Source organism: Curtobacterium sp. 1544 (genome assembly GCF_040544915.1).
Classification (GTDB): domain Bacteria; phylum Actinomycetota; class Actinomycetes; order Actinomycetales; family Microbacteriaceae; genus Curtobacterium; species Curtobacterium pusillum_C.
The window spans coordinates 44,327-71,326 of sequence record NZ_JBEPKX010000009.1 but is presented as its reverse complement, the minus strand read 5'-3'; the positions used below and the strand labels follow the sequence as shown (position 1 = coordinate 71,326).

31 protein-coding genes and 1 pseudogene are annotated in these 27,000 nt (G+C 71.0%); 18 read left to right on the top strand and 14 right to left on the bottom strand.

Annotated features, from left to right (window positions below; genetic code table 11):
- Window positions 1-618, top strand: a complete 618-nt coding sequence (locus ABIC61_RS07700) for a uracil-DNA glycosylase family protein (RefSeq protein WP_354029438.1) — start codon at window positions 1-3, stop codon at window positions 616-618.
- Window positions 619-795: 177 nt separating this feature from the next.
- On the opposite strand, the gene ABIC61_RS07695 is transcribed toward ABIC61_RS07700, so the two are convergent.
- Complete coding sequence (locus ABIC61_RS07695) at window positions 796-1,224, bottom strand: DUF6892 domain-containing protein (protein WP_144750548.1); 429 nt, start codon at window positions 1,222-1,224, stop codon at window positions 796-798.
- Between the two features lie 132 nt (window positions 1,225-1,356).
- Between ABIC61_RS07695 and ABIC61_RS07690 the strand changes: the two genes are divergently transcribed.
- Complete coding sequence (locus tag ABIC61_RS07690; RefSeq protein ID WP_354029437.1) at window positions 1,357-2,814, top strand: APC family permease; 1,458 nt, start codon at window positions 1,357-1,359, stop codon at window positions 2,812-2,814.
- Window positions 2,815-2,905: 91 nt separating this feature from the next.
- Window positions 2,906-3,526, top strand: a complete 621-nt coding sequence (locus tag ABIC61_RS07685; protein ID WP_354029436.1) for a hypothetical protein — start codon at window positions 2,906-2,908, stop codon at window positions 3,524-3,526.
- Here ABIC61_RS07685 and ABIC61_RS07680 read toward each other — a convergent pair whose 3' ends face one another.
- From ABIC61_RS07680 to ABIC61_RS07670, 3 genes and pseudogenes are all read right to left on the bottom strand, one after another.
- On the bottom strand, window positions 3,527-3,964 hold the full coding sequence (locus ABIC61_RS07680; protein WP_354029435.1) for a hypothetical protein: 438 nt from the start codon (window positions 3,962-3,964) through the stop codon (window positions 3,527-3,529). It lies immediately after the preceding gene.
- A gap of 94 nt (window positions 3,965-4,058) precedes the next feature.
- Window positions 4,059-4,550: pseudogene (locus tag ABIC61_RS07675) on the bottom strand (DUF6264 family protein); the annotation flags it as partial.
- On the bottom strand, window positions 4,514-4,894 hold the full coding sequence (locus tag ABIC61_RS07670) for a DoxX family protein (RefSeq protein ID WP_354029433.1): 381 nt from the start codon (window positions 4,892-4,894) through the stop codon (window positions 4,514-4,516). The pseudogene ABIC61_RS07675 and the gene ABIC61_RS07670, both read right to left, overlap by 37 nt.
- A 99-nt stretch (window positions 4,895-4,993) precedes the next feature.
- Here ABIC61_RS07670 and ABIC61_RS07665 point away from each other — a divergent pair, with 99 nt between their 5' ends.
- Window positions 4,994-5,329 (top strand): hypothetical protein, encoded by a 336-nt coding sequence (locus tag ABIC61_RS07665; RefSeq protein WP_354029432.1) that lies wholly within the window; start codon window positions 4,994-4,996, stop codon window positions 5,327-5,329.
- A gap of 162 nt (window positions 5,330-5,491) precedes the next feature.
- Here ABIC61_RS07665 and ABIC61_RS07660 read toward each other — a convergent pair whose 3' ends face one another.
- Window positions 5,492-5,983, bottom strand: a complete 492-nt coding sequence (locus tag ABIC61_RS07660) for a DUF427 domain-containing protein (RefSeq protein ID WP_354029431.1) — start codon at window positions 5,981-5,983, stop codon at window positions 5,492-5,494.
- Window positions 5,984-6,167: 184 nt separating this feature from the next.
- On the opposite strand from ABIC61_RS07660, the gene ABIC61_RS07655 reads away from it, so the two are divergent.
- Both ABIC61_RS07655 and ABIC61_RS07650 read left to right on the top strand, forming a co-directional pair.
- Window positions 6,168-7,580, top strand: coding sequence for an amino acid permease (locus ABIC61_RS07655; protein WP_354029430.1), 1,413 nt, complete (start codon window positions 6,168-6,170; stop codon window positions 7,578-7,580).
- Between the two features lie 233 nt (window positions 7,581-7,813).
- A complete protein-coding gene (locus ABIC61_RS07650; protein ID WP_354029429.1) occupies window positions 7,814-8,593 on the top strand; it encodes a glycoside hydrolase family 16 protein in 780 nt (259 codons plus the stop codon).
- 4 nt (window positions 8,594-8,597) lie between these two features.
- On the opposite strand, the gene ABIC61_RS07645 is transcribed toward ABIC61_RS07650, so the two are convergent.
- On the bottom strand, window positions 8,598-9,047 hold the full coding sequence (locus ABIC61_RS07645) for a BLUF domain-containing protein (protein WP_354029428.1): 450 nt from the start codon (window positions 9,045-9,047) through the stop codon (window positions 8,598-8,600).
- Window positions 9,048-9,269: 222 nt separating this feature from the next.
- On the opposite strand from ABIC61_RS07645, the gene ABIC61_RS07640 reads away from it, so the two are divergent.
- The 4 genes from ABIC61_RS07640 (at window position 9,270) to ABIC61_RS07625 (ending at window position 11,324) form a co-directional block, all read left to right on the top strand.
- Window positions 9,270-10,028, top strand: a complete 759-nt coding sequence (locus ABIC61_RS07640) for a M23 family metallopeptidase (protein ID WP_354029427.1) — start codon at window positions 9,270-9,272, stop codon at window positions 10,026-10,028.
- 28 nt (window positions 10,029-10,056) lie between these two features.
- The gene (locus ABIC61_RS07635) at window positions 10,057-10,242 is read left to right on the top strand and encodes a hypothetical protein (protein ID WP_354029426.1); all 186 of its coding nucleotides are present in this window, start codon (window positions 10,057-10,059) and stop codon (window positions 10,240-10,242) included.
- A 406-nt stretch (window positions 10,243-10,648) separates the two neighbouring features.
- On the top strand, window positions 10,649-11,119 hold the full coding sequence (locus ABIC61_RS07630; protein ID WP_354029425.1) for a hypothetical protein: 471 nt from the start codon (window positions 10,649-10,651) through the stop codon (window positions 11,117-11,119).
- Window positions 11,120-11,129: 10 nt separating this feature from the next.
- Complete coding sequence (locus ABIC61_RS07625) at window positions 11,130-11,324, top strand: hypothetical protein (protein WP_354029424.1); 195 nt, start codon at window positions 11,130-11,132, stop codon at window positions 11,322-11,324.
- A gap of 24 nt (window positions 11,325-11,348) precedes the next feature.
- On the opposite strand, the gene ABIC61_RS07620 is transcribed toward ABIC61_RS07625, so the two are convergent.
- Together ABIC61_RS07620 and ABIC61_RS07615 are read right to left on the bottom strand one after the other, a co-directional pair.
- The gene (locus tag ABIC61_RS07620) at window positions 11,349-11,657 is read right to left on the bottom strand and encodes a hypothetical protein (protein ID WP_097179515.1); all 309 of its coding nucleotides are present in this window, start codon (window positions 11,655-11,657) and stop codon (window positions 11,349-11,351) included.
- A gap of 24 nt (window positions 11,658-11,681) precedes the next feature.
- Window positions 11,682-12,224, bottom strand: coding sequence for a hypothetical protein (locus tag ABIC61_RS07615; protein ID WP_354029423.1), 543 nt, complete (start codon window positions 12,222-12,224; stop codon window positions 11,682-11,684).
- Window positions 12,225-12,313: 89 nt separating this feature from the next.
- On the opposite strand from ABIC61_RS07615, the gene ABIC61_RS07610 reads away from it, so the two are divergent.
- Window positions 12,314-15,613: a DEAD/DEAH box helicase gene (locus ABIC61_RS07610; protein ID WP_354029422.1), complete on the top strand. Its 3,300-nt coding sequence runs from the start codon at window positions 12,314-12,316 to the stop codon at window positions 15,611-15,613.
- 17 nt (window positions 15,614-15,630) lie between these two features.
- Here the strand turns inward: ABIC61_RS07610 and ABIC61_RS07605 are convergent, their stop codons facing one another.
- Window positions 15,631-16,410, bottom strand: a complete 780-nt coding sequence (locus ABIC61_RS07605) for an aldo/keto reductase (RefSeq protein ID WP_354029421.1) — start codon at window positions 16,408-16,410, stop codon at window positions 15,631-15,633.
- Between the two features lie 119 nt (window positions 16,411-16,529).
- Between ABIC61_RS07605 and ABIC61_RS07600 the strand changes: the two genes are divergently transcribed.
- Complete coding sequence (locus ABIC61_RS07600) at window positions 16,530-17,342, top strand: HNH endonuclease family protein (RefSeq protein ID WP_354029420.1); 813 nt, start codon at window positions 16,530-16,532, stop codon at window positions 17,340-17,342.
- Here the strand turns inward: ABIC61_RS07600 and ABIC61_RS07595 are convergent, their stop codons facing one another.
- Window positions 17,343-18,107, bottom strand: coding sequence for a hypothetical protein (locus ABIC61_RS07595; RefSeq protein ID WP_354029419.1), 765 nt, complete (start codon window positions 18,105-18,107; stop codon window positions 17,343-17,345).
- A gap of 111 nt (window positions 18,108-18,218) precedes the next feature.
- Between ABIC61_RS07595 and ABIC61_RS07590 the strand changes: the two genes are divergently transcribed.
- Both ABIC61_RS07590 and ABIC61_RS07585 read left to right on the top strand, forming a co-directional pair.
- Window positions 18,219-19,007, top strand: a complete 789-nt coding sequence (locus ABIC61_RS07590) for an SDR family oxidoreductase (RefSeq protein WP_354029418.1) — start codon at window positions 18,219-18,221, stop codon at window positions 19,005-19,007.
- A gap of 92 nt (window positions 19,008-19,099) precedes the next feature.
- Complete coding sequence (locus ABIC61_RS07585) at window positions 19,100-19,768, top strand: GOLPH3/VPS74 family protein (RefSeq protein WP_354029417.1); 669 nt, start codon at window positions 19,100-19,102, stop codon at window positions 19,766-19,768.
- A 9-nt stretch (window positions 19,769-19,777) separates the two neighbouring features.
- On the opposite strand, the gene ABIC61_RS07580 is transcribed toward ABIC61_RS07585, so the two are convergent.
- The 3 genes from ABIC61_RS07580 to ABIC61_RS07570 form a co-directional block, all read right to left on the bottom strand.
- Entirely contained in the window at window positions 19,778-20,605 is an 828-nt protein-coding gene (locus tag ABIC61_RS07580; protein ID WP_354029416.1) for a nuclease-related domain-containing protein, read from the bottom strand.
- A 186-nt stretch (window positions 20,606-20,791) separates the two neighbouring features.
- On the bottom strand, window positions 20,792-24,256 hold the full coding sequence (locus ABIC61_RS07575; protein ID WP_354029415.1) for a TM0106 family RecB-like putative nuclease: 3,465 nt from the start codon (window positions 24,254-24,256) through the stop codon (window positions 20,792-20,794).
- Window positions 24,257-24,289: 33 nt separating this feature from the next.
- Window positions 24,290-24,523, bottom strand: a complete 234-nt coding sequence (locus ABIC61_RS07570) for a DUF1653 domain-containing protein (protein ID WP_354029414.1) — start codon at window positions 24,521-24,523, stop codon at window positions 24,290-24,292.
- A gap of 47 nt (window positions 24,524-24,570) precedes the next feature.
- Between ABIC61_RS07570 and ABIC61_RS07565 the strand changes: the two genes are divergently transcribed.
- Genes ABIC61_RS07565 through ABIC61_RS07550 form a run of 4 tightly spaced genes read left to right on the top strand, consistent with a single transcriptional unit; the run spans window position 24,571 to window position 26,176 of the window.
- Window positions 24,571-24,852 carry a TMEM175 family protein gene (locus ABIC61_RS07565; RefSeq protein WP_354029413.1) on the top strand — a complete coding sequence of 94 codons (282 nt, stop codon included), beginning with the start codon at window positions 24,571-24,573 and terminating at the stop codon, window positions 24,850-24,852.
- Complete coding sequence (locus ABIC61_RS07560; protein ID WP_354029412.1) at window positions 24,807-25,181, top strand: TMEM175 family protein; 375 nt, start codon at window positions 24,807-24,809, stop codon at window positions 25,179-25,181. Before ABIC61_RS07565 ends, ABIC61_RS07560 begins: the two co-directional genes overlap by 46 nt.
- A gap of 57 nt (window positions 25,182-25,238) precedes the next feature.
- Window positions 25,239-25,706, top strand: coding sequence for a TlpA family protein disulfide reductase (locus ABIC61_RS07555; RefSeq protein ID WP_354029411.1), 468 nt, complete (start codon window positions 25,239-25,241; stop codon window positions 25,704-25,706).
- Window positions 25,703-26,176 (top strand): DUF4395 domain-containing protein, encoded by a 474-nt coding sequence (locus ABIC61_RS07550; protein WP_354029410.1) that lies wholly within the window; start codon window positions 25,703-25,705, stop codon window positions 26,174-26,176. The genes ABIC61_RS07555 and ABIC61_RS07550 overlap by 4 nt, the downstream gene beginning before the upstream one ends.
- A 71-nt stretch (window positions 26,177-26,247) precedes the next feature.
- On the opposite strand, the gene ABIC61_RS07545 is transcribed toward ABIC61_RS07550, so the two are convergent.
- Window positions 26,248-26,964, bottom strand: a complete 717-nt coding sequence (locus ABIC61_RS07545) for an SDR family oxidoreductase (protein ID WP_354029409.1) — start codon at window positions 26,962-26,964, stop codon at window positions 26,248-26,250.
- Window positions 26,965-27,000 lie beyond the last annotated feature (36 nt).

Genomic DNA, 27,000 nt, shown 5'->3' with positions numbered 1-27,000 from the left:
ATGAACGTGTTCGACGGGTTCTGGACCGCGCTCGACGCCGTGCCGGTCGCGGACGACGCCGAGGCCCTGTACGACGTCTCGACCGCCGAGGGGCGGCTCCGCCGGACCAACCTGGAGCGCTACCTCGACCGCGTCGGGACCGGCGCGGACACGGTGCTCGTCGCCGAGGCCCCGGGCTGGCGCGGCATGACGAACACGGGCGTGCCGTTCACGAGCATGCGAGAGCTGGGCCCGGAGTACCTCGCGCCGCCGGAGCCGACCGCTCCGTGGGAGGCGTCGTCCCGTGTCGTGCAGGCCGCCCTCGCCGAGTGGCAGGGTCCACTCCCCCTGACGTGGGCGATCTTCCCGCACCACCCGTTCGCGGCGCCGGACCGGCTGACGAACCGGACGCCGCGGCCCGCCGAGGTGCGGGACGGCGCTCCGGTCGCGCTCGCCCTCCTCGAGGCGCTGCGGGCGTCCGGCAGCACAGGCGAGGTCCGCGCCGTCGCCGTCGGGCGGAAGGCGCAGGGGGCACTCGCGCTGGCGGGGATCGACGCCGACGCGGTCCGGCACCCGGCGCAGGGCGGCGCGAAGCAGTTCACCGAGCAGGTGCTGGCGCTGAATCGCCGCGCGAGCTGACCTCGCGCCGGAAGCGCGAGCGCAGGTCGCGCGAGCACAGGTCGCACGCGCGCAGGTCGCACGACATGCTGCGTCGCACCCACCGAGGTCGCACAAGGTGCCGCTTCGACGCACTCCGGGCGGCAGTTCACGCGACCGCGCGCGCCGCAGCGGTCAGGCGGAGCGCAGACGCAGCCGTCAGGCGGAGCGGACCTCGACGCCCTTCGCGGCGAGCCGTTCTGCGACGTGCGCCGGGAGCGGTGCAGCGGCGTACACCGTGGTGAGGGCCGGGAGGTCGAGCACGTCGTCCCAGTTCTGCGGGTCGTAGCGGTCGTCGGAGCCGTCCCACCCGGGGTGCACGTCCTGCAGGACCTCGAGGTCGGAGTCGACGGTGACCTCGGTCACGAGCGACAGGTGCGACGGCAGGAGGTCGAGGTCGTCGTAGTACTCGCGTGCCCGGTCGTCCTGCCCCTCGACGTCGAGGTCCTCGTCGGCCTCGTCCTGCTCCTCCGGGTCGTACGGCTCGAGGACGTCGAGGTCGTAGCAGAGCACGTCGAGCACCAGGAGCTTCGCGTTGAAGTCGGCGAACTCGACGGCTTCCTCGGTGGTGTTCGAGTCGTCGTACATGGCTCGGAGCGTAGCGGTCGACCCCCGGCACGTCCGGAGACCGCGTGTCACGCAGGACACGACCGTGTTGCGATCAGCGGGGAGCTTCCTGTGAAGGCGGACAGAATGGTGTCCCCCGGAAGAGGCTGACGCATGGCCACCACCAACACAGAGCGCCCGCAGACGGAGCAGCCAGAGCTCAAGCGGGTCATCGGTCCCAAACTCCTCCTCTTGTTCATCGTCGGGGACATCCTCGGCACGGGCGTCTACGCGCTCACGGGGCAGGTCGCGGCGGAGGTCGGCGGAGCAGCGTGGCTCCCCTTCCTCATCGCGTTCGCCGTCGCGCTGCTCACCGCGTTCTCGTACCTCGAACTCGTGACGAAGTACCCCCAGACCGCCGGCGCCGCGCTCTACGTGCACAAGGCGTTCGGCATCCACTTCGTCACCTTCATCGTCACGTTCATCGTGATGTGCTCGGGCATCACGTCGGCGTCGACGGCCTCCCGGGCGTTCGCCGCGAACCTCGGGGCCGGTTTCGGGCTCGAGCTGCCGAACGGCGTCGTGATGCTCATCGCCATGGGATTCATGCTCGCGGTGATGGCGATCAACTTCCGCGGGGTCAGCGAGAGCGTGAAGACGAACGTGGTGCTCACCCTCGTCGAGCTCAGTGGTCTCGTGATGGTGATCCTCATCGGCTTCTGGGCGATCGCCGGCGGCAACGCGGACTTCTCCCGCGTGGTCATGTTCGAGACCCCGGAGGACAAGACGCTCCTGCTGTCGGTGTCGACGGCGACGTCGTTGGCGTTCTTCGCGATGGTCGGCTTCGAGGACTCGGTGAACATGGCCGAGGAGACGAAGGACCCCTCGCGGATCTTCCCGAAGGTCATGCTCACCGGCCTCGGCATTACCGCGGTCATCTACGTGCTCGTGTCGATCTGCGCCGTGGCCGTGGTGCCGATCGGTGAGCTCGCCGGCAACGAGACACCGCTCGTCACCGTGGTGCAGACCGCGGCCCCGGACTTCCCGATCGCCGACCTGCTGCCGTTCATCTCGATGTTCGCCGTCGCCAACACGGCGCTGATCAACATGATGATGGCGTCGCGCCTGCTGTACGGCATGAGCAAGCAGGGTGTCCTGCCGGGCTTCCTGGCGAAGGTCTCGCCGACCCGTCGCACCCCCTCCACCGCGATCGTCTTCACGACCCTCATCTCGCTGCTGCTGATCGGCTGGGTCTCGCTCGACCCCGACTCCCCCATCGTGGTCGTCCTCGGTGGCACGACCTCGCTCCTGCTGCTCTCGGTGTTCGCCGTGGTGAACCTCTCCGTACTGGTCCTGCGGCGCGACAAGGTCGACCACAAGCACTTCCGCGCCGGGGTGGTCATCCCGATCATCGGCGTGATCACCTGCCTGTGGCTGGTGCTGCCGTTCTCGTCCGGTCGTGACCCGCAGCAGTACCAGATCGCCGGTGCGCTGCTCGCGCTCGGCATCCTGCTCTGGATCGTGACGTGGTTCACGCACGGCCGGAAGCAGGCCGAGAAGGCGCCGACGGGCTTGGTGACCGAGCCCACGAAGGTGCAGCGGCAGCACGACCACGACCACCGCGACGTCTGACGACACCCCCGATCGGGCGGGTGCGGTTCCCAGCCTGCGCACGTAACCTCGTCGTGCTCCGCCTGACCCGCCCCGCTCGAGAGGACCCGCCATGCGCCGCGTCGGCATCACGCTCGCGTCGGTCTTCGGCGCGGGCGTCGTCGCGATCGGCATCGGTGTGGTCGTGGTGATCGTCATCGCCGTGAACTCGCTGGCCGGTGCCGCGAAGTCCGTCACGGCCGACGCCGCCCCGACCTGTCCGGACGTGGCGTCGAAGACCATCGGCGGGATCGTCGTCCCCGCGGGCCCGGTCGCCGGGTTCTGCCAGGACCGCCTGGTCAACGCCGCGTACGTGATCGAGGCCGCCCAGGCACTCGGCATCGGCCCGCACACCCAGGCCGTCGGCGTGATGACCGCGATCGGCGAGTCGAGCCTGGTGAACCTCGACCACGGTGACGCCGCCGGCCCGGACAGCCGCGGCCTGTTCCAGCAGCGGGACAACGGCGCCTGGGGCACGTACGAGCAGCGGATGGACCCGTACACCGCGGCGTCGATGTTCTACGCCAAGCTCATCAAGGTGCCCGGCTGGAAGACGATGACGCCGACGCAGATGGCGCACGCCGTGCAGATCAACTCAGACCCGGAGCACTACGCGAAGTTCTGGCCCGAGGCCAAGGCGGTCGTCGAGGGGCTGACGAGCCAGAAGGTCCCCGACACCGCACCGCAGGGCTGATCACGCCACCTCGCTGACGTCGTCGACGTCGTCGAGCGACACGATCGCGACCCCACCCGTGTGCACCGCGACCTGCGCCCGGATCCGCACGCCGTGCTCGGCGAAGGCGCACGCGCAGGCGTCGACCCACTCCCAGTCGACCGGGAACAGCCGGGACTCCCCCGGACGCTCCCACACGAGCACGACCTCCGTCGCTGCCATCTGCACGACGACGTCGGAGGTGAGTGCGGCGAAGTCCTCGACGTGTTCGTCCGGCTGCCACGGCAGGTCGGAGATCGGCATGACGAACGAGACCGGCACGGCCCGCTCGTCGAGGAACAGGACCCAGCACTGGCGCGTGATCGGGCGTTCCACCAGAGCGGTCACGAGGTCGATGACGTCGTCGTCGGTCCGGACGGCGGTGTGGATGAGGCGGTCGAGCATGTCGGTGTCTGGCATGCCTCCAGACTCCCGCCGACGCCCCGGACCGCGAGCCCACGACGAGCGATCTGTGGAGGGACCCGCCGACGGACTGCGCTGTGGAGGAGGACGCTCAGATGCCGTGCGTGATCGCGCTGTCCACGAGCAGGATCGCCCCGAAGAACACGGCCACGACCGCCGCGATCCCGACCAGGACGAACGGCCACGACAGCCGCCGGCGCACGAGCCGCAGCACGCAGACGACGAGCGTGGCGACCAGCACGAGCGCGACGAGCACCGGGCCGACGTAGACCACCGCTCCGCCGAGCGCTTCGTCGCAGCTGTTGCCGGGAGCGTTGCACGAGTTGAACGCGAGCGACAGGAACACGATGCCGCCACCGGCGACCACCGACTCGGCTGCCAGGAGGACGAGCAGGGCTGTGGTGGCGACCACGTCCGCGACGCGACGGCCGCCTGCCAAGGGGTGTCGTGCCTCCCGTCCGAACGCTGCCGGAGCCGACCCGAGCGGATCGGGACCCGACCCGACCCGACCGGCACCGGGCGGTTCCGCCCTCGTCGGGGCGTCCATCATCCTCGCCGCCCGCGCGTGGACCAGAGCGACGCGGCGATCAGCAGCGGCTGGCCGAACAGCCGACCGATGCGCTTGACGTCCGAGTCGAGGCCGAAGGCGTCGCGGCGGTTCAGCCACTGCGAGATGTTGCCAGGGAACACCGCGACGAAGAACAGCGCCGCGACGGTGCCGACGAACCGCCGGCTCCGGCGCGGTGCGAGGACGAGGGCGCTGCCGAGGCCGATCTCGGCGACGCCGGAGGCCAGCACCGTGGTGTCCTCGTCGAGCGGCACGAACTCCGGCACCTGAGCCCGGAAGTCCTGCCGCGCGAACGTGAGGTGGCTCGTCCCCGCGAAGACGAGGGCCAGACCGAGCAGGACACGGAAGAAGGAACGCATGCCACCATCGTGCCCGTCCGGCAGGTCCGCGGTCCGCCGCCGCTCCGATCGGACATCCGCGCCTCTGCGCCTCCGCGTCTTCGAGGTAGATTCACGTGCATGGGAGCAGCCTCGCGAGACCACGAGCCGCCCGCCGCTCCGGCGACGTTCGCGGTGCTGCTCGGGCCGGTCGCGTTCTACATGGGGATCATCGTCCCCGCGGCGTCGATGGGCCGGCACGTGCTGCTCGGAGCGGCGTTCGGCGTGTTGTGCGTGCTGAGCGGCTGGCGAGCCCTGTCGATCGCCGGACACCGCAGGATCGCGGTCCGGGTGTGGTCGTGGATCGGGATCGTGATCGGGGCGCTCGGGCTAGTGATGCTCGTGTGGCAGCTGCTCGTGATCGCCACCGGGGGCGCGTTCCCGCCGCCGTTCTGGTCGCCGTACGCACACCGCTGACCGCGTCGCGGGCGCGGGCGCGGGCGCGTCCGTACGGCCGGGTTCGTGTGCCGAGTCTCGGCCCGAGCGACGTCTCTCGCGCCCGATCCCCCGAGAACGGTCGCCCAGCCCGAGACTCGCCGCCACGCACTCACGCGCGCACCCACGCGCGCAGCCGCCACCTCACCACCCGAGCGTGCCCGCCCCGCCCTTGAACGGCCCCACGACACGGGACGTGATCCACCCGCCGTAGAAGTCCCCCTCCTGCGCCTGCACCACCTCACCACCGACCTCGCACGAGTCCATCGCCGACGGGTAGATCGCCACCCGGTCACGCAACGACTCGTACCCGGGCATCGGCGTCGGGTAGTTCCACGCCGCCCGCGGAGCCACCACCCCGTCCCCACCCACGACGTCGAAGTACCGCGCCCGCCCCTTGAACTCGCACATGCTCGAGCCCTCGGCCGGCCGGAGGTCGAGGTCGGCCATCGGCAGGTAGTACACCGGCGGGTGCGAGGTCTCCAGCACCCGCACCGCATCGGTCGTGTCGGCGATCACGACACCCCCGAGCCGCACCCGCACACGCTCGCGGACGGGTTCGACGGCGGGCGGCCGCGGGTAGTCCCACACGGACTCCTGCCCGGGGCCAGGTTCGGTTCGGTTCGGTCGACGCATGCTCCCCGTCTACCCCACGACCCTGTACCCCACGACCCCGCCTGGAGGCCCGGCACCCGTCCGCCCCGCCGCCCCGGCCCGCCACCTGGTCGCGTCACGCGCGGGGCGCGCCCCGTGGTGCTACCCGCCGCCACGCCTGCTCCGCCACCGCGCGCCGAACGCCCGCAGGGTGCAGAGTGGGCGCGTGACGACGACGACACGCACCCTGTTCCGACGGAAGCCGATCGAGACGATCGACGACGAGACCGGTGGCGAGGGCGGCCTGAAACGCCATCTCGGCCTCTGGCAGCTCACCGCGATCGGCATCGGCGGCATCATCGGCGCCGGCATCTTCACCCTCGCCGGCACGGTCGCGAACGGCATCGCCGGCCCCGCCGTGCTCATCAGCTTCCTCGTCGCCGGGGTCGCCAGCGCCGCCGCCGCCCTGTCGTACGCGGAGTTCGCCGGCCTCATCCCGAAGGCCGGCAGCGCGTACACGTACGGCTACGCGGTCCTCGGCGAGATCGTCGGGTGGTTCATCGGCTGGGACCTGCTGCTCGAGTACACCGCGATCGTGGCGGTGGTCGCGATCGGCATCTCCGGCTACGTCGGGTTCCTGGTCGGCCAGTTCGGCATCGACCTGCCCGCCTGGATGCTCGGCGCGCCCGGCACCGGCGACGGCCACGTGATCGACGTCTTCGCGATCATCCTCTGCCTGCTCACCGCGTTCGTCCTCACCCGCGGCATCCGGAGCGCCGCGCGGTTCGAGTTCGTCGCCGTCGGCATCAAGGTCGCCCTCGTCGTGCTCATCGTCGTGCTCGGCGTGTTCCACATCAACAGCGCGAACTACTCCCCGTACTTCCCGTTCGGCTTCGGCGGCGTGATGACCGGCGCCGCGACGGTGTTCTTCGCGGTGTTCGGCTACGACGCCATGTCGACCGCGGCCGAGGAGTCCACCGACGCCCGGAAGCACATGCCGAAGGCGATCCTGCTGTCGCTCGGCATCTCGATGGTCCTGTACGTCCTGGCGACCCTCGTGCTGACGGGCATGCAGAAGTACACCGACATCGACCCGGCCTCTGGGTTCTCGTCGGCGTTCGCGTCGGTCGGCCTCGGCGGCGTGGCGAACGTCATCGCGATCGGCGCCATCGTCGGCATCATCACCGTCCTCGTGACGTTCATGCTCGGAGCCTCCCGCGTCTGGTTCTCGATGAGCCGCGACGGCCTCATGCCGAAGTGGTTCGCGAAGACCGACCCGAAGCGCCACGTCCCCACCCGCGTCACGTGGATCCTCGGCATCGCCTCGGCGGTCCTGGCGGGCGTCCTGCCGATCGGCGTCGTCGCCGAACTGACGAACATCGGCATCCTGCTCGCGTTCGTGGTCGTCTGCTCCGCGGTCATCGTGCTCCGCTACCGCCAGCCCGACCTCGACCGCCAGTTCAAGCTGCCGTTCATGCCGGTCATCCCGATCATCGGCGTCATCGCGTCGCTGTGGCTCGTCACGTTCCTGCAGTGGGAGACCTGGGTCCGCTTCGCGGTCTGGTTCGCGATCGGCCTCGGCGTGTACTTCGGCTACTCCCGGAAGCACAGCAAGCTCGCCGAGCACGCCGACCGCTGACCCGCCCCCGCCCCGCCCGCTCCCCCTTGCGCGAGACCGCACGGCCCCGCACCGGACCGCAACCGGCGTGCGGGTGACCGCAGCGGCACCGTGGCGGAACCGCACGCGTCCCGCACCGTCTGACCGCACTTCCCAGTCCTGACGGGTGCACCCCCCTTCCAGGGGACAGAACCCCGGCATCCGGCTGCCTAGCCTCGTGACACCCACTCACGAGAAGGACGGCCGGCGACCCGATGGTCAAACACTTGCTGATGATCGCGGCGATCGCGGTGCTCTCCGCCGGGCTGAGCCTGACCGCCGTGAGCACCGCGGAGTCCGGCGAACCCGACCCCACAGGGAGCGCCGTGCCGACCCGTTCAGCGAGTTCCGTCCCCACCCTCCCCGACCTCGGCGCTCCCACGTTCGAGGAGGACTTCGACACCCCGGCAGCAGCCGGCGGCCCCTTCGCCGCGACGTACGCGCAGTCCTGGCAGCCGTACCCGGACGGCATGGGCGGGAAGTACTGGTCCGGGAAGATCATCAGCGCCCACGACGGCTCCATGGACGTCGCGATGGACGGCGAGCACGGTGCAGCCGGCACGTTCGGCACACCGACGGGCGCGTGGACGCACGTCGGGGGCACCTTCAGCATCCGGGCGCGAGCGACGGGCGGTGGCGACAACGGGCTCGCGGTGATGCTCTGGCCGACGTCGGACGACTGGTCGGAGGGCGAGCTCAACTACCCCGAGGGGAACTTCGACGGCGCGGTGCACGCGTTCCACCACCTGATGGTGCCCGGACACGAGCAGGAGAAGGTGTCGTACACCGCGGACGTCTCCTGGCGCGACTGGCACACGTACACGACGCAGTGGGTGCCGGGGAAGTACGTCGAGTACTACCTCGACGGCAAGCTCGTGATGTCCGTGACGCACGACGTCCCGACCACCCCGCACCGGTACATGTTCCAGATCGGCAACTGGGGGTCGAGTGGGCACCTGCTGATCGACTGGGTCCGGACCTGGGACCGGACCTGAACGCTCAGCCGTCGCGGCGGTGCTTGCCGTTCGCCGCGGTCGGATCCGCCATCGGGTGGTTCCGGAACCACCGGAGGAGTTCCCGCGACCGGCTCGAGTCGGCACTGCGGTCGCCGGTCTCGAGGAAGTCGCTGAACCCCTCGGGCACTGCAGCCCCGTCGGTGTCCCGGTCGTACGCCATCGACCACTCGGGGAAGCGCCGCGTGTGGATGCTCTCCTCGGCGAGCAGTCGGACGTCGTCGTGCCGGTCGTCCGCGAGGATGCGCTGGTACGTCGACAGCACCGCGTCGTACGGACCCTCGAGCAGCTGCATGAACCGGCCGTTGCGGTGGACGAGGAGCCCGGTGAGCCCGTCGGCGGTGTTCCGCGAGCGGGCGTGTTCGAGCACCCCTTCGAGGGCGTCGTCGTCGAACGGCTCGGCGGCCGAACTCATGTAGACGAGTGACTGCAGCATGCCCTCGATCCTGCACGGTCAGGCATGTCTGCGACGCCCCCAGTACGGGCGGTCTCCGGCGACCGTCCAGCAGGCTCACGAGCGAAAGTGAGGCGTCCGGGTGACGGCGCCGGTCCGACGATCTGCCGACTACCGCGCGGTGACTTCCTGTCAATAGGTTCAGTTCGGGGGATGCGAGTGCCACGGGGGCAGGGCGCACCCCGCGACCAGACAGGGGTACGGATGAGTCCATCCGATCGCGCCGACGCACCGGGTCTGTCCCGCCGTCAGCTCATCACATACGCCGGAGCCGCTGCCGGTGCCGCGACACTCGGGAACATCGCGTTCTCCGGCGGTCCCGCGTCAGCAGCTCCGGTGTTCAACTTCCCGCTCGAGTACGAGGCAGCGGTGAACAGCCCGTACGGGGACCGCGTCCACCCGATCACCGGCATCGTGACCTTCCACGACGGCATCGACTACGCCGCCAGCGAGGGCATCCCGATCCACGCGGTGGCCTCCGGGACGGTGGACAGGGTCGAGAACACCGAGGGCGGGTACGGCAGGTACACGCGGATCAACCACGGTGAGGGGTACTACAGCTTCTACGGCCACCAGAGCCTGCAACGCGTGAGAGTCGGGCAGTACGTCGCCGCGGGGGCGTTCATCGGCGCCGTCGGCAACACCGGTTCTTCGACGGGCGCGCATCTGCACTTCGGGATGCACGTCGGCGGGTCCCGCGCCGACCCCGCTCGGTGGATGAACGGGGCACCGCTGCCGACCCGGTCCGGCACGACCCCGCCGAAGGACGACGACTTCGCGTTCATCGACGCGCCGGGTCGCACCGCGGCCGTCATCGGCCCCGGGTACCACCGCGACCTCACGACGACAGAGTTCTACAACGCGGCCGAGGCGATCTTCGGACCCGCGAGGAATGGCACCGACCGCGAGTTCGACGTCTGGAAAGCCGTAGCGCTCCAGGGCACGAGCACCGCAGCAGCCTGAACACACCATCCACGAAAGGGACGACACCATGAAGATCATCATCGGAGCGACCAGAGGACCCGCGGTCATCGGCCCCGGGTACATCCGCGACCTGAACTCGGAACAGCTCGAAGCTGCGAAGAAGCTCTACGGCGAACCGGTGCAGGGCACCGATCGAGCGTTCGACGTCTGGAAGGCGATCGCCACGCAGGGGCAGGTCACGAAGAGCAGCTGACGCAGTGCATCTGACACCGTGCAGCTGACACGCGCGGCTGACTCGGCGCAGGTGACGAACAGCGCTGCCGGAGCGACGGGTGTCGTGCCGGCAGCGCTGTCGTCGTCCACACCTCCGAGTGCGGGGCATGCCGCCCGATCGTGCACGGCCGGGCGGACCGCGCCGCCCCGGCTGCTCACCGGTCGCCAGTCGGCAGACCGGAGATGGCCGGGAAGCGGGTGTGGTCGGCCGGGTGACCAGCAACGTGTCCTTCGTCAGGGCGACGACGTGTGGGTGGGCCTCGTGGTCGAGTAGGAGCGAGTCGGCGGCGCATCGATCGTTCGTCGACCACCGCATCGCACGTGGAGCTTCAGGGGGTGTTCCACGTGTCTTCGCCGTGACTCCCCGCGCCTGCACAGGAGCAACCATGCGTCAGCACGTCCGGAATCTCGTCCTCGCCGTGGTCGGAGGAGCCGCAGCACTCACCCTGACCCTGGGTGGCGTCCAGACCGCCCAGGCGAGCGGCGTGATCCTCGGGGTGTTCGGAACCGCCTGTCTGCCCGGCGGCGGCTTGTGCTGGCCAGGTGGGACGCTCTCGGTCAGCGTGTCGGGCTCCGGCAAGAAGATCGCCGGCCAGAGCGCCGACGTGCAGGACCTCATCGGGAGCCGGGGATCCGGAGCCGTGCTCTGCAACTGGCACATCGACTTCAGCGACCACAACTCCAAGGGGAAGGACACCTACCGGTCCGACGGCGCGGTCCACAAGGGATGCACGGGTGCGCGGATCTCACGCAACGTCTCGAAGGGTCGGACCGCGAGCTCGTCCGCAGTGCAGACCTGTTCGGAGCTGTGGAGTCAGGGTGCCCAGGTGCACCGGACCTGCATCAACTTGGGCTGATAATCATCAGATGGTCCTCCGCACGCTGTTCGCGTACGCCGTCGTCATGATCGTGGTCGCCGGTCTGGTGTCGACGCTGCTTGCGTGGTGCTCGGTCCGCCAGCCGGTCCTCGTGTTCGTGATCGCAGGCGTCGTGGGCTTCGCCGTCGCTCACGCATCGCTCCGGCACCGCTGGCACCAGCGCCCGGCGCGTGAACGTGACTGACGTGGACGCCGTCCGGCACCGGCCCTACCCCTCACGCACCTCGCGCACGTTCTGCGCCTGCCACCCCTCGGGCACCGACTCGCGGAACGCCCGGAGCGCGTCCTCGTAGCTGCTGCCGGTGGCCTCGTGCGGCCGCGTGTCCCGCGCCCGGGCAACCGCCCGCACGGTGGTCTCCCCCGTCGCCTTGCTCGTCACCGCGTTGATCTGCTGCAGCTCGAACCCGTCCAGGTCGAGCGCAGCGATCGCGGCCTGCCGAGCCGCCTCGATGTTGTCCCCGCTGCCCTCGGACTCGCGGGTCTCGGTCGATCGCAGTTCGCCTCGCATGGTCGTCACCGAACCAGTATGGCTCGGTCGGCTTCAGTCGAGCGGCGTCCAGTCGAGCACCTGGCCGTCCTCGGTGCACCAGGTGGTGTCCGCACCGTCCTCGTTGACCACGCCGTAGCTCGGCGCCCAGTACACGGCGTCGATGTCCTCCTGCTTCGGGAAGGTCCCGACGACGGTGCCGTTCGACGTGTCCGGCTCGCCCGGGACGGGATCGACGTCGTTCGTCTCCGAGTTGAAGAGTCCGTACGTCGTGCCCGTGATGCTGTCGAACTCGATGTAGAGGCCGATGTGCTTCGTCTGGCCCTCGTTGCCGAGCTGGACCTGGTACGTGTTCCGCTGACCGCCGTCGTCGGTCGGGACACCCTTCCACTCGACCCGGTAGGCGTCGGCGGTCTCCTCCAGGGAGACACTGCCGCCGCCCGACGACAGGTGGCAGGACGCCTTGCCCGGCGTCGCCGCGGCCTTCGTCCGGGTCGGTGTCGGTGCGGCGTCTCCGGAGCCGCCGGCCGCGCACCCGGCGAGCGCGGTGGTGAGCAGCAACGCGCCCGTCACGAGCGCGCCGGATCGTCGATGCATCCCCATGGTGTTCCCCCTGTGTCCCCGCGCCGGTTCTGCGCGGATCCACCGTAGCAGCGGGCGTCGGTGGCACCTGGCAGAGTTGACCCGTGCCCGCCGCCCCGATGATCGACGCCGTCGACGTCATCCGTTTCGTCGGGCCGCAGACCTTCGGCCGCGCCCGGGACCTCGTCCGCGCGGGCCTCGTCGACGACGCCGTCTGGCACGACGACGACGGCACGGTCACCGCGACGGTCACCGGGTCCGCCGACGACCCGTACGAGCTCCGGGTCGAGACCACCCCGGCACGCGGCGAGTTCGTCCGTCCGGTCCGCAGCACCTGCTCCTGCCCGCTCGGCGGCGAGTGCAAGCACGTCGCTGCCGCCCTCCTCACGATCAACGCGCGCGCCCTGTCCGCGGCCGCCGGCCCACGCCCGGAGGCGCCGGCTCCGCCGCCTTCGGACTGGAGGCACGACCTCGCCCGCCTCGCCGGTGACGACGAGCAGGCGGTCACCCCGCAGGGCACCCCCATGGGCCTGCAGTTCGAGTTGCGTGACGCGGTCTCCGCCAGGCTCGCGTCGCGCGCGCGAGCGGCGGGTCGGGCGCTGCCCACGGCGTCGCGATCGGTGCGGCTCGGGGTCCGCCCGGTGACCCGCAGCGACGCCGGCAACTGGGTGCGCGGGCAGCTGACGTGGGGCACGTTGCCGTACTCGATGAACCGGCTCGGGCTCTCCCCCGAGCAGCACGGCTGGTTCCTGCAGTTCGCCGCACTCCACCGTGCAGGGCAGCTCGCGGGGTTGCCGGGCGAGGCCGACTGGGTGCACCTCGACGACTTCGGCAGCCCGCTGCTCTGGCCGTTGCTCGCGCAGGCGCCGGGGCTCGGGATCGCGTTCGTCACCGGCAAGCGCGAGGGCGGTGCGGTCCTCGGCGCCGAGGCCCGTGTCCTGCTGGACGTCGCGCGACAGGACGACGCGCTCGTGATCGGCGCGAGCGCGGTGCTCGACGGCCGTCCGATCCCCGAGGGCACCGCGCGGATGATCGGCGACCACGGCGTCTACGCCTTCCGCGAGAGCCCCGAGTTCCACGTCGTGTTCGCCCCGACGCCCGGCCCGGTGCCCGAGGACCAGCGCCGTATGCTCGTCGACGGCAGCCGCATCACCGTGCCCCGCGACGAGGTCGAGGAGTTCCTCGCCGACTGGTCCCCGAAGCTCCGCGGGGCGCTCGGCCTCGTCAGCTCCGACGGCTCGATCGAGCTCCCCGAGCGCACCCCGCCCGAGCTCGTGCTCACGGCCACGTTCGAGCCGGCCCGGGCTCCGCGGACGGACGACCGCGTGCACCTGCAGTGGCGCTGGCACGTCGACGGCCGCAAGGACCCGGTCGCGCTGCACGGCCCGTTGCCGGACCTGACCACCCTGCGGGCGGCGGACGACGACGCGAGCCGAGCCGCGCCTCCCGGCCCCGGGGGTGGACTGGACTGGTTCGCGGACGGCACCATCGACGGCGCCGACGTGGCGGTCTTCGCGAACGAACTCCTGCCGGAGCTGCCGTCGCTCGGCGTCCGCACGGTGGTGCAGGGCGAACGCGTCGACTACGAACGCCTGACCGGGCGCCCGCACATCCGCGTCACGACGATGCCGTCCGACAAGCACGACTGGTTCGACCTCGGCATCTTCGTGACCGTCAACGGCAAGCAGGTGCCGTTCACACCGCTGCTCCGGGCGCTCGCGAAGCGCGACCGGCGGATGAAGCTCGTCGACAACTCGTACCTGTCGCTCGCCGACCCCGCGTTCGACCGGCTGAAGGAGCTCATCGAGGAAGCACGCGACCTCGACGAGTGGGAACCCGACCAGCCGATGACGGTCACACCGCTGCAGGCCGGCATCTGGTCGGAGTTCGACCAGCTCGCCGACGAGACCTCGCACGACGAGCGGTGGCAGGCGATCGCGTCGGGGCTGCTCGGCGCGACTCCCCCGGCGGACGTCACCGTGCCCGAGACGGTGCACGCCGAGCTCCGGCCGTACCAGCACGCCGGGTACGCGTGGCTGTCGTTCTTGATGGCGCACGGCATCGGCGGGGTGCTCGCGGACGACATGGGCCTCGGCAAGACCCTGCAGGTGCTCGCGACGATCGCCGCCGCCCGGCAGTCGTCGCCGGAGGCGCCGCCGTTCCTCGTCGTCGCGCCGACCTCGGTCGTCGGCAACTGGGCGTCCGAGGCCGCGAAGTTCACGCCGGGCCTCCGCGTGACGACGGTGACCGCGACCTCGCTGAAGGACCCGGCCCGGGTGTCCCGCGCGGCTGCCGCGTCGGACGTCGTCGTGACCTCGTACGCGCTGCTGCGGCTCGACGCCCCGGCGTACACCGACCTGCCGTGGTCGGCCCTCGTCCTCGACGAGGCGCAGTTCGTGAAGAACCCGCAGTCGCAGACGCACCGGGCCGCGGTGGAGCTCCGCGCGCCGGTGAAGTTCGCGATCACGGGCACGCCACTCGAGAACGGGCTGGCCGACCTCTGGGCGCTGTTCCACGTCGTCGCCCCGGGGTTGCTGTCGTCGTGGTCGCGCTTCGGGGACGACTACGTGAGGCCCCTCGCCTCCCCCGACCTCCGCGGCGCCGCCCGCCAGGAGCTCACCGAACGACTCCGACGTCGCATCCGGCCGCTCATGCTGCGGCGGACGAAGGAGAGCGTCGCTGCGGACCTCCCGCCGAAGCAGGAGCAGGTCGTCCGCGTGACGCTCGACCCGGCGCACCGGGCCCTGTACGAGACGACGCTGAACCGGGAGCGCCTCAAGGTCCTCGACCTCATCGACGACCTTGCGCGGAACCGGATGATCGTCTTCCGGTCACTGACCCTGCTCCGGATGCTGGCGCTGTCACCGGCCCTGGTCGACGGTTCGCGAGAGGACCTGTCGTCCGCGAAGCTCGACCTGCTGCTCGACGAACTCGAACAGCTCGCCGCCGAGGGCCGTCGTGCCCTGGTGTTCAGCCAGTTCACGTCGTTCCTCCGCATGGTGGCCACCGCCCTAGACGACCGGGGCGTCGGCTACGAGTACCTCGACGGCTCGACCAGACGCCGGCCCGAGGTCATCGACCGCTTCCGGAACGGCACCGCCCCGGCGTTCCTCATCTCGCTCAAGGCCGGCGGGTTCGGGCTCACCCTGACCGAGGCGGACACCGTCTTCGTGCTCGACCCGTGGTGGAACCCCGCTGCCGAGAACCAGGCGGTCGACCGCACGCACCGCATCGGGCAGACCCGGTCGGTGAACGTGCAGCGGTTCATCGCGGAGGACACCATCGAGGAGAAGGTCCTCGCCCTCGCGTCGAAGAAGGCCGAGCTGTTCGCCACGATGATCGACGACGACGCCCTGTTCGCCGACGACCTGACGGCCGACGACATCCGCTCCCTGCTGGAGTGACGCCGCCGGCCGGGTGGTCAGTGCCCGAGGCCGTCGATCCGTGCGACCTCCTCCGGGCTCAGCTCGATGCGGGCCCCGGCGGCGTTCGACCGGATGCGTTCCGGGTTCGACGACTTCGGGATGACGACGAACTCGTGCGCGACGTGCCACGCCACGATGACCTGCGCGCTGTCGGCGTCGTGGGCGCCGGCGATCTCGAGCAGCGTCGGGTCCTGCAGGTTGCTCGCCTTGAAGGGGCTGTAGCCCTCGAGGACGACACCACGCTCGGCGAGCCCGTCGGCCACGGCGGCGTCGAACTCCACCGGGCTCCACTTGATCTGGTTCACGGCCGGAGTCACGCCGGTGGCCGACACGAGCTCGTCGATCTGGGCGAGGGAGTAGTTGCTCACGCCGACGGCCAGGGTGAGCCCGTCGGTCTGCGCCTGCACGACCTGCTCCCACACGTCGGGGCGGGCCTCGCCGTTCGGCGGCCAGTGCACGAGCCAGAGGTCGAGGTGGTCGAGGCCGAGCTGGTCGAGGCTCTCCTCGATCGTCTCGCGCACGCGGTCGGCGTTGTCCGGCGGCAGCTTCGTCGTCACGAAGACGTCGTCACGGGCCAACCCCGAGTCGGCGATGGCCTTCCCCACCCCGCGCTGGTTGCGGTAGCCGGTGGCGGTGTCGATGTGCCGGTAGCCGGCCTGGAGCGCCTCACCCACGGCGGCGGGGGCATCGGCGTCGGGGATCTGCCAGGTGCCGAAGCCCAGGAGCGGCATCGACCCACCGGTGACGGACACGGACGGATTGGCGTAATCGGTCATGTGCCCGTGTCTACCCCTCGACCCTCCGCGGGGGTCCCGGGAGATGTCCGAGGTCTCCGGCATGATCGTCGAGGCCGTCCGGCCCGCACCACCCGCACCACCAGGAGCACCACCGCAGCATGACGTCCCGCCGACGCCGCACCCGCACCAGTCTCACGTCCGTCCTCGTCGTCCTCGGGCTCGCCGTCGGGGCGTACGCGCTCCACACGACCGGCTTCCTCGCACCCGATGCCGAAGCCGCACCCGCCGTCACCAGCGCACCCGCGGGGTCGGACGCTCCCGTCATCACGACGGAACCCGCCGCGCCGGAGACGACCCGCGCCTCCAGGCCGGGGTCAGAGCCGACCACTTCGGTGACCGGCACCGCGACCGACCAGCAGGACGCGCAGACCGCGCGGGCGCAGCTCGCCGACCTGCCCGTCAAGGGCAAGGCGCCGGCGACCGGCTACGACCGGGTCGGGGACTTCGGGACGGCGTGGCTCGACGTCGACCGGAACGGGTGCGACACCCGCAACGACGTGCTCGCCCGGGACCTCACCGAGATCACCCGGCAGGGGCCCTGCAAGGTGGTGACGGGCACGCTCGTCTCGCCGTACACCGGCGCGACGATCGACTTCGTCCGCGGGAACACGACCTCGACGCTCGTGCAGATCGACCACGTCGTCGCGCTCGAGAACGCCTGGCGCACCGGCGCGCAGCAGCTCCCCCAGGCCCAGCGCGAGGCACTCGCGAACGATCCCGACAACCTGTTCGCCGTCGACGGGCACTCGAACGCGCAGAAGCGTTCCGGCGACGCCGCGACCTGGCTGCCCGCCGACAAGTCCTTCCGCTGCACGTACATCGAGCACCAGGTGGCCGTGAAGACGAAGTACCGGCTGTGGGTCGCCCCGGCCGAGCACGACGCGATGGCGAGGATCCTGCAGTCCTGCTGATCACCGCCGTCGGGCAGCGCGCCCCTCCCGGGCGAACCACACCATCGACGCGACGACGAGCACCAGGGCGAGCCGCGCGATCCAGAGGAGCGCCGGGCTGGCCGGTTCGCGGAACGGCACGCCCAGCAGGACGCCGACGGCTTCGAGCAGCCGACCGCCGCGTCCGACGTAGCCGTGGGACTCGCTCGGCACCGCGAACGTCACGGCGATCGCGAACGCCACGATCGCCAGGAGCATCGCCGCGAGCGACGCAGCGACACGGTTGCTCCCCGTGCGGCCGATCAGCGTCGCGACCAGCGTGACGACGGGCAGCACGACGAGCATGTCGACCAGCCACGCGAGCAGCAGCCCGATCGCGGACAGGAACGCGAACATCGACGAGAGGAACCACCCGGTGGGGTCGTCGTCACGCACGACCACGACGACGCCGAGCGGGAACGCCAGCACGACCAGCACGAGGTCGAGCAGGAGCAGGTCGAGCGCGGTGCGGCGGCCCTCCCGCGAGGTCTGTTCGGCAGCCCGTACCCGGTTGCGGCTCTCGAGCGAGTCGAACGGGTTCCACCGCAGCCCCACGACGAGTCCGGCGATCGCCATCGCGCAGAGCACGCTCGTGATGCCCGTCCCCCAGTCCGGGTCGGGCGTCAGCACCAGGAGCGCGACCTCACCCACCGCGGCGAGCGCGAACGCCACGCCGATCACGAGCAGCACCGCCTGCCTCCGTGTCCCGTCCCACACGATCCTGCTCAGCAGCGTCCTGTTCCCCACGGCACGGCAGCCTAGCGCCCGCGCGGGCCGCGTTTAGACGACAGGTGTAGCCTAGTTCGGGCCGATGCGGACGCACCGACCTTCACCGTCGAAGACCTCAGGAGGCCTCCCATGACCACGTCCCGCTTCACCGACCGCGTCGTCCTCATCACCGGCGGCGGTTCCGGCCTCGGCCGCGCCACCGCCGTGCGCCTGGCGACCGAGGGTGCCGCACTCTCCCTCGTCGACGTGTCCGCCGAGGGCCTCGAGGCATCGAAGGCCGCCGTCCTCGACGCCGCCCCGGACGCCCAGGTCCTGACCACCGTCGCCGACGTCTCCGACGAGGCCCAGGTCGACGCCTACGTCTCGGCGACCACCGAGCGCTTCGGACGCATCGACGGTTTCTTCAACAACGCCGGCATCGAGGGCAAGCAGAACCCGACCGAGTCCTTCACGGCAGCGGAGTTCGACAAGGTGGTGTCGATCAACCTCCGGGGCGTGTTCCTCGGCCTCGAGAAGGTCCTCGCCGTGATGCGCACGCAGGGCAGCGGCATGGTCGTCAACACCGCCAGCGTCGGCGGCATCCGCGGCATCGGCAACCAGTCCGGGTACGCCGCCGCCAAGCACGGCGTCGTCGGTCTGACCCGCAACTCCGCCGTCGAGTACGGCCGCTACGGCATCCGCATCAACGCCATCGCGCCGGGAGCCATCTGGACGCCCATGGTCGAGAACTCGATGAAGCAGCTCGACCCGGAGAACCCGCGCGGGGCCGCCGAGGAGTTCATCCAGGTCAACCCCGCCAAGCGCTACGGCGAGGCTCCCGAGATCGCCGCCGTCGTCGCCTTCCTGCTCTCCGACGACGCGTCCTACGTCAACGCGACGGTCGTCCCGATCGACGGCGGGCAGTCCGCCGCGTACTGACCCACGCAGCCCGGCGCGCGCCGATCTCGGTGTGCGCTGGGCATCGGCCTGGAGGCACGGCGCACCCCCGCCACGCATGGCAGGCTGCGAGCATGGCTGAGCAACTCACGGTCCCGCAGGCGTTCGCGCTGCTCCAGGTCGAGTCCGACGGGCGGAAGTCCACGGACGTCCAGACGCTCGACGCCGGGCTCGCCGGCGCCGTCCTCGCCGACCTCGCCCTCCGCGGTGTCGTCTCGCTGCAGGACGGGCTGGTCACCGTCGTGAACGGCGCCGCGACCGGCGACCCGGTGCTCGACGGCGTCGTCGGCACCATCGCGGCGACCGACAAGCCCCGCAAGGCGAAGTGGTGGATCACCCGGCTCGCCAAGCGCCCGCTGCGCGACGACGTCTTCGCCGGGTTGATCTCGCGGGGCGTGATCACGCTCGAACAGGGGAAGGCGCTCGGCATCTTCCCCACGACCAAGTACCCGGAGCGCGACGGCGGGCCCGAGACGCTCCTGCGCTCGACGATCGCCGACGTCCTCGCACAGCGGTCGGCCCCGACGCCGTTCGCCGCAGCGGTGATCGGACTCCTCGACGCGACGAACACCCTCCGCAAGCACTTCGGCAAGGTCGACCGCGCGCTCGTCAAGGAGATCACCTCGGGCAGTTGGGCGACCCCGGCGGTCAAGGCGGTCCTCGAGGAGATCCAGATGGCCGCGATCATGGCCAGCGTCGCGGCGTCGACCGCAGCCACGACGGCGACGATCTCCTCGAGCTGACCCGCGGACTCAGGCGCCGAGTGCAGTGATCGCGGGTGCCCACCAGTAGCCGAGCAGGGCACCCGCGGGGACGGCGAGCACCGCCACCACCCGCGCCTTCCGGAGCAGGGCCCGACGCGCTTCGGCCTGCTGCCGGTCCCGCTCGAGACGCTCGAACCGTTGGACGTGCCTGAGCGTGTCGTTGATGACGACAGCGTCCACGTGCCAGGTGCCGCGTTCCTCGGCGAGCATCGTGAGGTAGTGCACGGCCTCGTCGGAGTGCGCGCGCGGCAGCCCGGTGATCCACGGCCCGATCTCCTGGGGCCGCAGCGTGACGACCGCCGGCGCCTTGTCACCGAACCGGAGCTTCGCCGCGGCGACCACGAGGATCGGCTGCACCAGGATCGGGCCGCCGGCCGCAGCCGAGAGCAGCCGGGTTGCTCGCTCGCCCTCCGTGAGGGCGCTGTGCATGTGCCGGGTCCGCTGCCCGCTCACCATGAGCGTCCGCCCGCCGACCCAGACGTCCTGCCCCGAGTGGTTCTTCGTGTTGATCGAGAACACCCCGGTGGGCCCGATGACCAGGTGGTCGATGTCGGTCTCGTGCTTGCCGACAGGGACGGCGTGGAGCACGGTGAAGTCCGGACCGAGCGACTCGAGGGCCGTCGCGACCTCCCGCTCTCCGATCGCGCCCTTGAACCACGACCGTGCGTCCGGGTGGAGCGGGTCGTGACCCCAGAACCGTTGCCACCTCGTTCGAGCCGGAGCGCCGGACTGGATGGACAGGCACTCCTGCATGACCGCGTAGCCGGGCTTCCGAGCGCGCAGCGTGAGCGGCGCGCTTCCTCGTACTTCCCCCATGCGTCCACCGTCCCACGGCGACAGGTGTCGGACGAGCCCTCGTTCAGGCGTCACGGTTCGGCGCAGCGCGGCGGACGGGGCAGTTCCGTTCCGGGTTCGACCGTTCTGGTTCGCGATCGCCGGGGTTCGTGAACCGGAACGGTCAATCGCCGGAACGAGAACGGGCTCGCCCCGGCGACGATCGGCTCAGGAGCGGGGTTCGACGAGCTCGATGAACCGGGACAGCAGGGACAGCCCGGCGATCGACGGCGGCAGGCCCGTGGTGAGCGCGGGCGAGTACACGAGGTACGCCGCCCACTTCGCCCGGGACAGCGCCACGTTCAGGCGGTTCGGCATGAGCAGGAAGTCGAGTCCGCGCGGGATGTCGGCAGCGCTCGACGCCGCCAACGACACGATCGACATCACGGCTTCGCGCCCCTGGAACATGTCGACGGTGCCGACCTGGGTCCCCCGGAGTCCGGCACGGTCCAAGGCGTCGCGGATCACGGCGCCCTGGGCGTTGTACGGCGCGACGACGATGACGTCCTCGTCGGTCAGGGTCCGGATTTCGTCGCCGTCCACCCATCGCCGTCCGACCACGTCCTGTGCGATTTCCACGACGCGCGCGGCTTCCTCCACCGAGGACGTCGTGTTGCCGGCGTGCACGACGGGTACCGGGTGCACGCCCGCGTCGACGTCGTCGAGGTGCCGACCGGACACCATCGAGGCGAGCTGCCCGTCGTAGGACAGAGCAGAGACCGAGGCCGTCAGAGCGGGTTCCATGCGCCGGGTGCGGGCGAGGAAGTAGCCGAACTCGGACGGCAGCACGTGTGTCCCGTCGGTGAGCCACCCGAGCGCCGACTGGTCGACGGGTTCGGGGTGCGACCCCTGCGACACCTGGGGCAGCTGCTGCGGATCACCGAGCAGGAGCAGGCGGGTCGCGGCGACCGAGGAGGCGATCGTAGGCGCGAGCGAGAACTGGCCGGCCTCGTCGACGACGAGCAGGTCGAGGGAGCCGCGGGCGATCGTGGCCTCGTTCGCGAAGGTCCACGCGGTGCCGCCCACGACGCCGCCGGTGCCCGAGGCCTCGCACGACGACAGGAACGCGGCGATCGCGGCGCCGTTCTTCACGGGCGTCCACGCCGCGGCCTCGACGTCCTCCGGGTCGGCACCGGCGCGCGGCACCTTCACGACCCGATCCTCCGGCACGCCCGCTCGCACCACCGAGGCGAGGAAGTTCTCCGAGGTCGCGTGGGACTGCCCGACGACACCGACGCGCCAGCCGTACTCGCGGACCAGCCGCGCGACGACGTTCGACCCCACGTAGGTCTTCCCGGTGCCGGGAGGGCCCTGGATCGCCAGGTACGACCGGTCGAGGCCGAGCAGCGTCGCGACCACGGCGGACACGGTGTCGTCGCCCTGCACGGGAACGATCGGCCCGCGCGGCGGAACGCGGCGGAGCAGGTCGAAGGCCGGGTCGGGCAGCATCGACGGCAGCGCGTCGAGCACCGCCTGCCCCCACTCGGCGATCGCTTCAGGCTGGGGCTTCGCGCGGGGCGGCGCTGCCGGTGCGAGGGCGACCGGGAGGTCTCCGTGCGGCGATCCGCCGACCGGCAAGCCCTCCTTCACGAGGACCTCGACGGCATCGCCGTCGTCGCTGACGTCCACGATGACCGCGCGGGACGACGCGCCCTTCGAACCAGGGCCCGGAGAGACGACCGATGGCGGGAGCGGGTCGTCGTAGACGAGGTGGGGCGTGCCTCCAGGCCGGAGCCGCGAACCGGGCGCGAGCGTCCCCGACAACCGGATCTCACGCGACTGCGACCGGGCACGCGGCAGCGTGTCCCAGTCGCGCTCGACGGACGCGCGCTCGACGACGAGGACGTCGCGGGTGTCCGCCCACTCGTCCACGGGGTTGCGGAGGCGGTCGAAGTGGTCCTGCCAGAACGTCTTCGCCTCGCGACGGTGGTAGTCGATCGCGGCCGCGGCGAGCGCCAGGGCGGTCTGGTCGGGGGTGCGGTCGAGGGCGTCGACGTCCTCGAGTTCGGCGGCGAGCGCGAGGTACACCGGGTTCGGCTCGCGGTCGACCGGGATCGGCGGGAGGAGTTCGTCTTCCTCCCGTGGGTCGGCCGGCGAATCGGCGCGCAGCGACAGGAGCCAGTCTCGCAGCCGGAGCGTCGAGCGGCAGTCGTAGGCGTTGTAGTCGGCGACCTCGTCGAGCATGTGCTGCCCGCGGGTCGCGTCGCCCGTGCGGATCTCGGTGATCGCGTCGACGTAGGCGGTGATGCTGTCTGCGGCGTTCGTGACATCGCTCAGCCGGAGGTCCTCGCCCATGTACAGCGGCTCGAGCTTCTTGATCGAGTAGCTGCGGCTGCCGACCACGAGGGCCTTCCGCACCACCGGGTACAGGTCGACGAGCACGCCCGCGCGCAGGAGGTCGTCGACCGCCTCTTCGCCGACGCCGTGCCGGGCGGCGAGGGACAGCAGGTGCGTCCGCTCGTACGCCGCGTAGTGGTAGATGTGCATGCCCGGGTACTGCTCGCGCCGCCGCTGCACCCAGGCGAGGAAATCGACGAGTGCCTGCCGCTCCTCGCGCAGCGTGTGCGCCCAGAACGCCGTGAACCCGGCTTGGTCGTCCACCAGCCCGAACAGGTAGTCGATGCCCCAGTGCACGCCGTCCTCGGTGTACAGCGGGTCGCCCTCGAAGTCGAAGAACACGTCGCCCGGGTCCGGTGCAGGGATCGCGTCGAGGGCCCGGGCGTCCAGGACCTCGAACAGCGGCTTGCGTCCGCCGGTGTCCTGGCCGTCGACCTGGAGGCGCGCCTGACGCACCAGCCGCTCTCGCGTCGAGTTCGCCATACCTGGCACGGCCGTGGCCCGGTCCGCGAGGTCGTCGATCGTCCGCACCCCCTGCCGGATCAGCTTCGTCCGCTGGTCGAGGCGCATGCCCGCGACGAGGACCAGGTCGCGGTGCTGTTCGACCTGCGTGCTGCACACGTCGCACCGGCCGCACGACGAGTACCGCGGGTCGCCCCACTGCAGTGGTTCGTCCGCCTCGAGCCGCTCGGCGATCACACGCTTGAGCTCTGCGCGCTGCGTCCGGTACACCGGGGCGATGTCGGCGAGGTCGTGCGTGGTGGTGGTCCGGTCGCCGAGCACCAGGTGGACCTGCTCGCCGGTGGGGATGCCGTGTGCCTGCATCCGCTCGGCGTAGGCGGCGAGCTGCAGGAGGGCGCTGATCTTGGCGTGCCGGGCGAGCTTGGTGTCGTAGACCTCGTACTCGCCGCGGTCGTTGCGGATGATGAAGTCCGCGAAGCCGATGAAGCCCGCGTCGTCCGCGGTCGGAGGTGCGTGGAAGGTCGGCTGGTACAGGACGTCGGCGCCGTTGCGCATGGCTGCTAGGGCCGCCGCTGCCGCCGCGGGGTACTCGGGCGGGGCCGGGCGCTCGAACTCCACGACGTCCCGCGTCTCCTTGAGGATCGCGAGGTAGTCGAGCTCGTGCTGGTCCCCCAGCCGGGCGGTGCGCTCGAGCATGTCGTCGTGCGTCTCGGGCAGGGCTTCGCCGCGGCCGAGCTTGGCGTCCATCCGCCGCAGGAACGCCCACTCGCACGAGGCCCACGTGGACAGGTCGCTCGGGCTGAGCAGGACGTGCCCGTCGGTGCCGATCTGCATGCACTCCCCCGTCTCGTCCGGTGCCCTGCGAGCCTAGGGGCGGCCGCCGACACCGCCGACAGCCACGAAGCGCGGCCCGTCGTAACCGTCGCGGGAGACGTGCGCCGTGAAGTCGGCGAGCGTCCGGACCCAGTGCCCGCGTTCGCCGTACAGCGCCTGGTACACGACGACCGGCTCCTCGGTCTCGACGTCCCGCGCGACGAGGAGCACCTCGTAGTCGTTCCCCTTGAAGTGGCGGTACTGGCCGGGCGTCACGTCGTCGCTCATCCCCCGATGCTAGGGCCGCTCCTCAGGTGCTCGGTACGCTCGGCACCATGAGCGAGCAGACCGAGCAGGCACGGACCGAACGTGGCCTCGACCGCCTCGTGAACTTCTCCGACGCGACCGTGGCGATCGCGATCACGCTCCTCATCCTCCCGCTGGTCGACATCGCCGGGGAGCTCACGCACGGGGAGAGCGCGGGCCACCTGCTCAGCGAGCGCTGGCCGGCAGTCCTGGAGTTCGGCATCACGTTCTGGGTGATCTCGCGTTCCGGACGCTGCACCACCAGGTGTTCGAGCACGTGCGCTCCTACAACCTGCGGATCGTGCGGCTGAACTTTCTCTGGCTGCTCAGCATCGTGTTCCTGCCGTTCGCCGCCAACCTGCTCAACACCGGCGAGAGCGACGACCGGGTGTCGCACGGGCTGTACCTCGGAAGCATGGTCGTCACGAGCCTGACGCTCACCGTCATCGAGTGGGAACTCCGACGCTCCCCGGAACTCCTGTCGTCCCCGCTCGGTGACAGCTGGAAGGGCCCGACCGCTGCCGGTCTGCTCGCCCTGGCCCTGGTGCTCGCGATGATCTTCCCGTCGATCGGGCTGTTCTGGGTGCTGCTCCTGCTGCTGCAGACCCCGATCGCCGCGGTCGTCCGACGCCGCCGCTGACCCGTCACAGTCGGTCATGTCGGTGACCCGGGCGCCGAGAGGACGTACCGTCACGGCATGACCGTCATCGCGGCCGCCGCCGCCCTCGTGGGTGTCCTCGCACTCGCCACGATCCTCGGCGTGGTCCTCCGCACGAGAACGGGACGCGCACGCCCGACGGGCGGACGCACCGGACGCGCGGGCACCGCGCAGACACACCCCACCGCGGACCTCGCTCCTGCCGACGCCTTCGGCACCGCCGCCACCCTCGTGCAGTTCTCCACGCCGACGTGCGCCCGCTGCCCGGCCACCCGCCGTCAACTCGACGCCGTCGCCGACACCACCCCCGGTGTCACGCGCATCGAGATCGACCTCGCCGAACGCCCCGAGCTCGCCCGTCGCTTCGACGTCATGCAGACCCCCACGGTCCTGCTCCTCGACGGTGACCGCGCCGTCCGCACCCGCTTCGGAGGGCCACCCCGTCCCACCGAACTCTCCGCAGCCCTCGACACCGTCCTGACCACAGGCACAGAGGAGTCCCGATGACCACGCCCACCACCCCGAACGGCATTGATCCGCGTTCCCCACGCTTCGGCGCGGCCATCACGACCGTCCTGCTCGCCGCGACGATCGTCCTCACCCTGATCCCCGCGACCTGGGCGGCCGGCATCGTCCTGCTCGCCGTGATCGTGGTGCTCTTCGCCATCGGCGGCATAGCCGGCATCCGTCGCCACCCCTACGGCGCGCTCTTCCGCCGGTTCGTCCGCCCGCGGCTCGCCCCGCCCGCCGAACTCGAGGCGCCCGAACCCCCGACGTTCGCCCAGCAGGTCGGCCTGGTCATCACGGCGCTGGCGTTCGTCCTCGCCCTGGTCGGCGTCCCGTACGCCGCACCCGTGGGCGCCGCGATCGCGCTGGTCGCCGCCTTCCTCAACGCCGTCTTCGATGTCTGCATCGGCTGCCTGCTCTACGTGTGGCTGGTCCGGGCGGGCGTCTTCCGGCAGCGCACCACGGCCTGACGCGAGGGCCGGGAGGCACGGCTCGCCCCCGTCACCCCGGCACCTCGCGCAGACGGCCGGTCCGCGCGCGCTCAGCCCAGCCGGCCACCACCGTCGACGTGCAGCGTGGTGCCGGTCACGAACCCGTTGTCTATCGCGAGCAACACCGCCGACACGACGTCGTCCGGCGCGCCGACGCGGCCGACCGGGTTCGACGCCGCGGTCTCGGCGAACATCCCCCGTTTGGCGTTATCGCCCATGCCGTCCCACGCGCCGGAGTCGACGATGCCCGGCGAGACCGCCACGGCACGCAGCGGCGCGAGCTCGACGGCGAGCGCCTCGACCAGGAACGACACCGCACCGTTCGTCGTCGCCATCACGGCGAGTCCCGGCGCCGGCTTCCACGCCGCGACGCCGGAGAACAGCACGAACGCACCACCGGCACGCATCACCGGAGCGAGGTGCTTCGCGAGCAGGATCGGCCCGACGACCTTGGCGTCGAACGCGCCGCTGATGGCGCCACGGTCGAGCGCTGACACCCGACCGTTCGCATGGGCGGCCGCGAGGGAGACGACCGCGTCGAAGGGCCCGGCTGCGGCGAGCGCGGCGATCGACTCCTCGTCGCCGAGATCCGCGCGGAGGACTTCGACGCCCTCGAGCGCCTCGGGCATCGCGGCCGCGGTCCGTTCGGGGTGGCGAGCACCGATGACGGGTTCGTCCCCGCGATCGAGCAGTGCTGCGGCGATGGCGCGCCCGATCCCGGATCCGCCGCCGATGAGCAGGATGCGCTTGTTGTCGTCGTTCGTCATGGTGTGGTCCTCTCGTCGTTCCGAGCACGGCGGTCA